A 7,390-nucleotide genomic window follows, 5' to 3' on the forward strand; every position below is an offset into this window, starting at 1 on the left:
AAGAGGGGCTGCGTTTCGCGGTGCGTGAGGGCGGTCGTACCGTCGGCGCCGGCGTCGTCTCCAAGATCATCGAGTAAAGCACTATGGCGACCAGTCAGAAAATCCGCATTCGTCTCAAGGCGTTTGATCATCGGCTGATCGACCAGTCGGCGCGCGAGATCGTGGAGACCGCCAAGCGGACCGGGGCCCAGGTCAAGGGCCCCATCCCATTGCCTACGAAGAAAGAGCGGTATACAATCCTCATCTCGCCGCACGTCAACAAGGACGCGCGCGATCAGTACGAGATTCGGACGCACAAGCGTCTGATGGACATCGTGGACCCGACGGAGAAGACGGTTGATGCGCTCATGAAGCTCGACCTCGCCGCGGGCGTCGACGTCCAGATCAAGCTCTACTAACGCTGCTTGGGAACTACCCCGGCCCCGAGCCAGGTCTCGGTCAGCTGGGGCGGGCCCATTTGAAACACCGGGCTGCCGGGCTGTCGGATAACGTTGGCTCATGCTCCGAGCGCCGCTCGACGGTGCCCGGTAGTCTTTGTATTTCTGGAGAGGGTAACGACGATGGCAATCGGAATCGTCGGTCGTAAGTGCGGCATGACCCGTGTCTTTACCGAGGACGGGGCGTCGATCCCGGTGACGGTGGTCGAGGTGACCGCCAATCGGGTCACGCAGCTCAAGACCGAAGAGCAGGACGGTTACCGCGCGGTCCAGGTGACGACCGGGAGCCGGCGTCCCTCGCGCGTGACCAAGCCCGTCGCCGGACACGTTGCGCGCGCCGGTGTGGAAATGGGTCGCGGGCTGTGGGAGTTCCGCGTCGACGGCGAAGAGGCTGTCGAGGCCGGCGGAGAGCTCGGTGTCGACCTGTTCGAGGCCGGGCAGCTCGTGGACGTCGTGGGTGTCACCAAGGGCAAGGGCTTTGCCGGTACGGTCAAGCGCCACCACTTCCGCACCCAGGACAACAGTCACGGCAACTCGAAGTCGCACCGCAAGCCGGGTTCCATCGGCCAGGCTCAGGACCCGGGGCGCGTGTTCCCGGGCAAGAAGATGTCCGGGCAGATGGGCAACGTGCGTCGCACTGCGCAGAACCTCGAGGTCGTGCGTGTCGACGGCGAGCGCGGCCTGCTGCTCATCAAGGGTGGCGTGCCGGGCAGCCGCGACGGCGACGTGATCGTGCGGCCGGCGGTCAAGGCTCACGCGAAGGGGGATAACTGATGCAGCTCCAGGTGCGTGAAGGCAGCGGCGTGGACGTCTCCGATCACGTATTCGGCGCGGATTTCCGCGAGCCGCTCGTTCATCAGGTCGTGACCGCGTACCTCGCGGGCGGCCGCTCCGGCACCAAGGCCCAGAAGGGGCGCAGCGACGTCAGCGGCGGCGGCAGCAAGCCGTGGCGGCAGAAGGGGACGGGTCGCGCGCGTGCCGGTACCATCCGCAGCCCGATCTGGCGCGGTGGCGGCAAGACCTTCGCGGCGATGCCGCGGGATTTCTCGCAGAAGGTCAACCGCAAGATGTACCGCGGCGCGCTGCGTTCCATCCTCTCCGAGCTCGCGCGCCAGGAGCGACTGGTCGTGGTCGAGAACATCGGCATCGACGAGTCGCGGACCAGGGCGGCGACCCGGCGCCTGGCCGAGCTCGGCGGCGAGGATGCGCTGCTCGTGGCGAACGAGGTCTCCCAGGACCTCTTCCTCGCCACGCGCAATCTGCCGCGGGTGGACGTCACCGACGTGACGGGCCTCAATCCCGTCAACCTGCTGCGCCACGAGCGCGTCATCATCACGGCCGACGCGGTGCGCCGTGTCGAGGAGTGGCTGGCATGAATCCGGAGCGTATCTATCAGGTGCTGCTCGGCCCGCACATCTCCGAGAAGAGCACGCTGGTCGCCGACGATGGCGAACAGGTCGTCTTCCGCGTCGCCCGCGACGCGAGCAAGCCGGAGATCCGCAAGGCCGTGGAGCAGCTCTTCGAGGTCCGCGTCCGCGACGTCCGCGTCGTGAACGTGAGCGGCAAGAACAAGGGGTTCGGGCGCATCCGCGGCCGGCGCCCGGACTGGAAGAAGGCGTACGTCGCCCTCGAGGCGGGCCAGGAGCTCGACTTCCTCGAGGCGGCGGAATAACGCGGCGGGAATACGGGACGAATTATTATGGCACTCGTCAAGGCGAAACCGAGTTCCCCGGGGCGCCGCTTCGTGGTCGAGATCCGCGACCGCGAACTGCACCGGGGGGAGCCCTACGCACCGCTGGTGCGCAAGCTCTCGAAGTCCGGCGGTCGCAACAGCCGGGGTCGGATGACCACCCGGCACCGCGGCGGTGGACACAAGCGGCGTTACCGCGTTATCGACTTCAAGCGCGACAAGGACGGCGTCGCCGCCCGTGTCGAGCGCCTGGAGTACGATCCGAATCGCAGCGCCAACCTCGCGCTGGTGCTGTATGCGGACGGTGAGCGCCGCTACATCATCGCGCCCCGCGGCGTGCGGGTCGGCCAGCAGGTCGTCTCGGGGGCCGAGGCGCCGATCAAGCCGGGCAACGCGCTGCCGCTGCGCAACATCCCGCTGGGCACCCAGGTGCACTGCGTCGAGATGCGCCCGGGCAAAGGCGCGCAGCTGGTGCGCTCCGCTGGCGCCGGCGCGCAGCTGGTCGCCCGTGAGGGTGCCTATGCGACGCTGCGCCTGCGTTCCGGCGAGATGCGCAAGATCCTGGCCGAGTGTCGCGCCACGGTCGGCGAGGTCGGTAACCAGGAGCACAGCCTGCGCTCGCTCGGCAAGGCCGGCGCCACGCGCTGGCGCGGTCGCCGGCCCACGGTCCGCGGCGTGGTCATGAACCCGGTGGATCATCCGCATGGTGGCGGTGAGGGCCGCACCTCCGGTGGCCGTCACCCGGTGACCCCGTGGGGCGTGCCCACCAAGGGTCACAAGACCCGTACGAACAAGCGCACTGACAAGTTCATCGTGCGCCGTCGCAAACGCTAACGCATAGAGGGGTGGGGATCCGTGCCACGCTCGATTCGTAAAGGCCCGTTCGTCGACGTGCACCTCCTCAAGAAGGTGCAGGCGGCGTCAGAAGCCAATAGCAAGCGCCCGATCAAGACCTGGTCGCGCCGCTCCATGATCGTTCCGGAGATGGTCGGGCTGACCATCGCCGTTCACAACGGGCGGCAGCACGTCCCGGTTCTCATCAACGAGAACATGGTCGGGCACAAGTTGGGCGAGTTCGCAGCGAGTCGCACCTATCGCGGGCACGCGGCGGACAAGAAGTCGAAGAGGTAACGCATGGAAACGGCTGCTAGGCTCCGCTACGCGATGATCTCGCCGCAGAAGGCCCGTCTGGTCGCCGACCAGGTGCGCGGCCTGCCGGTCAGTCGCGCTCTGGAGGTTCTGGAGTTCAGCCCGCAGAAGGCCGCCGGGATCGTGCGCAAGGTGCTCGATTCCGCGATCGCCAATGCGGAGCACAACGAGGGTGCGGACATCGACGAGCTGCGGGTGAGCCGTATCTTCGTGGACGAAGGTCCGATGTACAAGCGGATCCAGGCGCGCGCGAAGGGTCGCGCGACGCGGATCCTCAAGCGCACGAGCCACATCACCGTGGCCGTTGCAGAGCAGTAAGGGGGCGCCATGGGTCACAAGGTTCATCCGACCGGATTCCGACTCGGTATCACCGAGGACTGGCGTTCCATGTGGTATGCCGACAGCAAGAACTTCGGTGATTTTCTCAACACCGATCTTGCCGTGCGCAGCTACATCAAGGAGCGTCTCGCGCACGCCTCGATCAGCCGCGTGAAGATCGAGCGTCCGGCGAAGAACGCCCTGATCACGATCCACACGGCGCGGCCGGGGATCGTCATCGGCAAGAAGGGCGAGGACATCGAGGCGCTGCGCCGCCAGCTCGCGGGCATGATGGGCATCCCGGTGCACATCAATATCGAAGAGGTCCGCAAGCCGGAGCTCGACGCGCAGCTGGTCGCGGAGAACGTCGCCCAGCAGCTCGTGCGCCGGATCATGTTCCGACGCGCGATGAAGCGGGCGGTCGGCAACGCCATGCGCCTCGGTGCCCAGGGCATCAAGATCCAGGTCGGCGGCCGCCTCAACGGCGCCGAGATCGCCCGCAGCGAGTGGTACCGCGAGGGCCGCGTGCCGCTGCACACCCTGCGCGCGGACATCGACTACGGCTTCGCCGAGGCGAAGACGACCTACGGCGTGATCGGCGTGAAGGTCTGGGTGTTCAAGGGCGAGGTCCTGGACACGCACCTGACGCCGGAGTCGGGCAAGACCAAGCGCGCGGCGAGCTGACGCGAGAGGGGAATAGGACATGCTTCAGCCCAAGCGAACGAAGTTCCGCAAGCAGCAGAAGGGCCGCAACAACGGCCTGGCCGCGCGGGGTACCACGGTCGCCTTCGGCGAGTACGGCCTGAAGGCCACCACGCGTGGTCCGATCACGGCGCGTCAGATCGAGGCCGGCCGCCGGGCGATCAACCGTCACGTCAAGCGCGGCGGCAAGATCTGGATCCGGATCTTCCCGGACAAGCCGATCTCGGCGAAGCCGCTGGAGGTCCGCCAGGGCAAGGGCAAGGGCAACGTCGACCACTGGTCCGCCGTTGTCCAGCCCGGGCGCGTGATCTACGAGATCGAGGGGGTCGCCGAGGACGTTGCCCGTGAGGCGTTCCGTCGTGCCGGCGCGAAGCTCCCGGTCAAGACCACCTTTGTACATCGGACGGTGCTGTGATGAAGGTAAGCGAGCTGCGCGATAAGGACGCGAGCGCGCTGCAGCAGGAGCTGCTCGAGCGACGCAAGGAGCAGTTCAACCTGCGCATGCAGCAGGCCAGCGGCCAGCTCGGCCGCCCGGACCAGCTGGGCAAGGTGCGGCGCGACATTGCACGGATCAAGACCGTGATCAACGAGAAACAGAGGTCGAGCGAGGCGTCATGAGCGACCAGGTGAGCACCAAACGCACGGTCAATGGCCGCGTGATCAGCGCGCGGACCGACAAGACGGTGACGGTCGCCGTCGAGCGGATGGAACAGCATCCGCTGTACGGCAAGTTCGTTCGCCGGACCACCAAGCTCCGCGCGCACGACGAGTCGAACGAGTGCCGTGAGGGCGACTGGGTCGCGGTCGAGGAGTGCCGTCCGTACTCCAAGACGAAGAGCTGGCGGCTCGTGAAGGTCCTCGAGAAGGCCGCCCAGTAGCCATTACGCGGCGGCCCCGCCGGGGTCGCGTGGTTAACGCATTAGAGAGCGAGTAGGTCGCCATGATTCAGATGCAGACTCTTCTCGGTGCGGCGGACAACAGCGGGGCGCGGCAGCTGCAGTGCATCAAGGTACTGGGTGGCTCGCGGCGTCGCTACGCCGGCATCGGCGACATCATCAAGGTGAGCGTCAAGGACGCGATCCCGCGCGGTCGGGTGAAGAAGGGTGATGTCTACAGCGCGGTCGTCGTTCGTACCCGTCGCGGCGTACGTCGCGCGGACGGCTCGGTGATCCGCTTCGACGGCAATGCCGCCGTGCTGCTGAACAATAACCTGCAGCCCATCGGTACGCGCGTGTTCGGCCCGGTGACGCGCGAGCTGCGCACGGAGCAGTTTATGCGCATCATCTCGCTCGCGCCCGAGGTTCTCTAGGCAGAGGTTGTCATGCGCAAGATCAGGAAAGGTGATGAAGTGATCGTTATCGCCGGCAAGGACAAGGGCCGGCGCGGGCGGGTGCTTCGCGTGCTTCCGGAAAAGGAGCGGGTTGTCGTCGAGAACGTCAACGTCGCCAAGAAACACCAGCGCGCGAACCCGCAGGCGGGCGTGCAGGGCGGCATCGTCGACAAGGAGATGCCGCTGCACGTCTCGAACGTGGCGATCTACAACGCGAAGACCGGCAAGGCAGACCGCGTCGGCGTTCGCGTCGAGGGAGACGGTCGCAAGGTGCGCGTCTTCAAGTCCAACAACGAACAGATCGACTAGGGTGCCGCAATGGCAAGGCTGCGTGAGCTCTATCAGAAAGAGATCGCCGGAAGCCTGACCGAGCGCTTCGGCTACTCCAATCCCATGGAGGTGCCGCGGCTCGAGAAGGTGGTGATCAACATGGGCCTCGGCGAGGCGATCCGGGACAAGAAGGTCCTGGAGTCGGCGACCGAGGAACTCGCGGCGCTGACCGGCCAGCGGCCGGTGGTCACGAACGCGCGCAAGTCGGTGGCGGGTTTCAAGATCCGTGAGGGCTGGCCCATCGGCTGCAAGGTGACGCTGCGACGTGGGCGGATGTACGAGTTCCTCGACCGTTTCATCAACATCGCCTCGCCGCGAGTGCGCGACTTCCGCGGTTTCTCGCCGCGGGCGTTCGACGGCCGCGGAAATTACAACGTGGGCGTGCGCGAGCAGCTCATCTTCCCGGAGATCGAGTACGACAAGGTCGACGCGATTCGCGGGATGGACATCTCCATCGGCACCACGGCGAAGACCGACGAGGAGGGACGCGCCCTGCTCGAAGGTTTCAACTTCCCGTTCCGGAAATAGACGAGGACGGTATGGCAAAGGTTTCCATGATTGAGCGCGAGCACAAGCGCGAGCGGCTCGCCCGCAAGTACGCGGCCAAGCGCGCGGAGCTCAAGGCGATCATCAAGAGCCCGAACAGCACCGATGAGGAGCGCACCGAGGCGCAGGAGAAGCTGCAGTCCCTCCCGCGGAACTCGAGTCCCGTGCGGCAGGTCAGCCGTTGCCGCGTGACCGGTCGACCCAAGGGCGTCTACCGGAAGTTCGGCCTGTCCCGGAACCAGCTTCGCCAGGCGGCGATGCGCGGCGAGGTTCCGGGGCTGAAGCTGTCGAGCTGGTAGGCCGGCTGCGTTCAAACCAAGACTGGGTAATCAGGTGACGCGAACATGAGCATGACGGATCCCATTGCGGACATGCTGACCCGGATCCGCAACGGTCAGACCGCGGAGAAGGCGGAAGTCAGCATGCCGTCGTCCAAACTCAAGGGTGCCATTGCGCGGGTGCTCAAGGACGAGGGCTATATCGAGGATTACCGTGTGGAGGGCTCCGAGAAGAAGCCCGAGCTGGTAATCGGACTCAAGTATCACGAGGGCCGCCCGGTGATCGAGGAGATCCAGCGGGTGAGCCGGCCGGGTCTGCGCCGTTTCGAGGGCAAACGGACCCTGCCGCGCGTGCGCGGCGGGCTGGGCACGGCGATCGTGTCGACCTCCAAGGGTGTCATGACCGATCGTGCGGCCCGCGCCGCCGGGCACGGTGGTGAGATTCTTTGCGTGGTCTTTTAACGACGGGATCCAGAATCATGTCCAGAGTTGCGAAAAGTCCGGTCCAAGTCCCGTCGGGCGTCGAGGTCAGCATCGACGGACGCCATGTGGCGGTGAAGGGGCCGAAGGGCGAGCTCAACCACGAGGTTCACCCGTGGGTGACGGTGAG

The 7,390-nt window shown here is 66.2% G+C and carries 17 protein-coding genes and 1 pseudogene; all 18 read left to right on the forward strand.

Going from position 1 to position 7,390, the window contains the following annotated elements:
- A pseudogene (locus G7A99_RS10260) lies at positions 1-77 on the forward strand (elongation factor Tu); the annotation flags it as partial.
- A gap of 6 nt (positions 78-83) precedes the next feature.
- Positions 84-398 (forward strand): 30S ribosomal protein S10, encoded by a 315-nt coding sequence (rpsJ, locus tag G7A99_RS10265; RefSeq protein ID WP_018718895.1) that lies wholly within the window; start codon positions 84-86, stop codon positions 396-398.
- Between the two features lie 162 nt (positions 399-560).
- Entirely contained in the window at positions 561-1,211 is a 651-nt protein-coding gene (gene rplC, locus G7A99_RS10270; RefSeq protein ID WP_163139967.1) for a 50S ribosomal protein L3, read from the forward strand.
- Positions 1,211-1,813, forward strand: a complete 603-nt coding sequence (gene rplD / locus G7A99_RS10275; RefSeq protein WP_163139969.1) for a 50S ribosomal protein L4 — start codon at positions 1,211-1,213, stop codon at positions 1,811-1,813. The genes rplC and rplD overlap by 1 nt, the downstream gene beginning before the upstream one ends.
- The gene (gene rplW / locus G7A99_RS10280; RefSeq protein ID WP_163139971.1) at positions 1,810-2,109 is read left to right on the forward strand and encodes a 50S ribosomal protein L23; all 300 of its coding nucleotides are present in this window, start codon (positions 1,810-1,812) and stop codon (positions 2,107-2,109) included. Before rplD ends, rplW begins: the two co-directional genes overlap by 4 nt.
- 27 nt (positions 2,110-2,136) lie before the next feature.
- Positions 2,137-2,961 carry a 50S ribosomal protein L2 gene (rplB, locus tag G7A99_RS10285; protein WP_163139973.1) on the forward strand — a complete coding sequence of 275 codons (825 nt, stop codon included), beginning with the start codon at positions 2,137-2,139 and terminating at the stop codon, positions 2,959-2,961.
- 21 nt (positions 2,962-2,982) lie between these two features.
- Positions 2,983-3,258, forward strand: coding sequence for a 30S ribosomal protein S19 (rpsS, locus tag G7A99_RS10290; protein ID WP_026321182.1), 276 nt, complete (start codon positions 2,983-2,985; stop codon positions 3,256-3,258).
- A gap of 3 nt (positions 3,259-3,261) precedes the next feature.
- Positions 3,262-3,594, forward strand: a complete 333-nt coding sequence (gene rplV, locus G7A99_RS10295; protein WP_026321181.1) for a 50S ribosomal protein L22 — start codon at positions 3,262-3,264, stop codon at positions 3,592-3,594.
- A gap of 9 nt (positions 3,595-3,603) precedes the next feature.
- A complete protein-coding gene (gene rpsC, locus G7A99_RS10300; protein WP_163139975.1) occupies positions 3,604-4,278 on the forward strand; it encodes a 30S ribosomal protein S3 in 675 nt (224 codons plus the stop codon).
- A 19-nt stretch (positions 4,279-4,297) separates the two neighbouring features.
- Positions 4,298-4,711, forward strand: a complete 414-nt coding sequence (gene rplP / locus G7A99_RS10305; RefSeq protein ID WP_018718887.1) for a 50S ribosomal protein L16 — start codon at positions 4,298-4,300, stop codon at positions 4,709-4,711.
- Entirely contained in the window at positions 4,711-4,914 is a 204-nt protein-coding gene (gene rpmC / locus G7A99_RS10310) for a 50S ribosomal protein L29 (RefSeq protein ID WP_018718886.1), read from the forward strand. The genes rplP and rpmC overlap by 1 nt, the downstream gene beginning before the upstream one ends.
- Positions 4,911-5,174, forward strand: coding sequence for a 30S ribosomal protein S17 (gene rpsQ, locus G7A99_RS10315; protein ID WP_163139977.1), 264 nt, complete (start codon positions 4,911-4,913; stop codon positions 5,172-5,174). Before rpmC ends, rpsQ begins: the two co-directional genes overlap by 4 nt.
- Positions 5,175-5,236: 62 nt before the next feature.
- Positions 5,237-5,605 carry a 50S ribosomal protein L14 gene (gene rplN, locus G7A99_RS10320; RefSeq protein ID WP_018718884.1) on the forward strand — a complete coding sequence of 123 codons (369 nt, stop codon included), beginning with the start codon at positions 5,237-5,239 and terminating at the stop codon, positions 5,603-5,605.
- Positions 5,606-5,617: 12 nt separating this feature from the next.
- Complete coding sequence (gene rplX, locus G7A99_RS10325; protein WP_163139979.1) at positions 5,618-5,935, forward strand: 50S ribosomal protein L24; 318 nt, start codon at positions 5,618-5,620, stop codon at positions 5,933-5,935.
- Positions 5,936-5,944: 9 nt separating this feature from the next.
- The gene (rplE, locus tag G7A99_RS10330) at positions 5,945-6,484 is read left to right on the forward strand and encodes a 50S ribosomal protein L5 (protein WP_163139981.1); all 540 of its coding nucleotides are present in this window, start codon (positions 5,945-5,947) and stop codon (positions 6,482-6,484) included.
- Positions 6,485-6,495: 11 nt separating this feature from the next.
- Positions 6,496-6,801 (forward strand): 30S ribosomal protein S14, encoded by a 306-nt coding sequence (gene rpsN / locus G7A99_RS10335; protein WP_026321179.1) that lies wholly within the window; start codon positions 6,496-6,498, stop codon positions 6,799-6,801.
- A 45-nt stretch (positions 6,802-6,846) separates the two neighbouring features.
- Positions 6,847-7,242: a 30S ribosomal protein S8 gene (gene rpsH / locus G7A99_RS10340; RefSeq protein WP_018718880.1), complete on the forward strand. Its 396-nt coding sequence runs from the start codon at positions 6,847-6,849 to the stop codon at positions 7,240-7,242.
- 17 nt (positions 7,243-7,259) lie between these two features.
- Positions 7,260-7,390: 50S ribosomal protein L6 (rplF, locus tag G7A99_RS10345; RefSeq protein WP_163140000.1), on the forward strand; the 131-nt coding region annotated here is incomplete at its 3' end.

The organism is Arhodomonas sp. KWT (assembly GCF_010993615.1).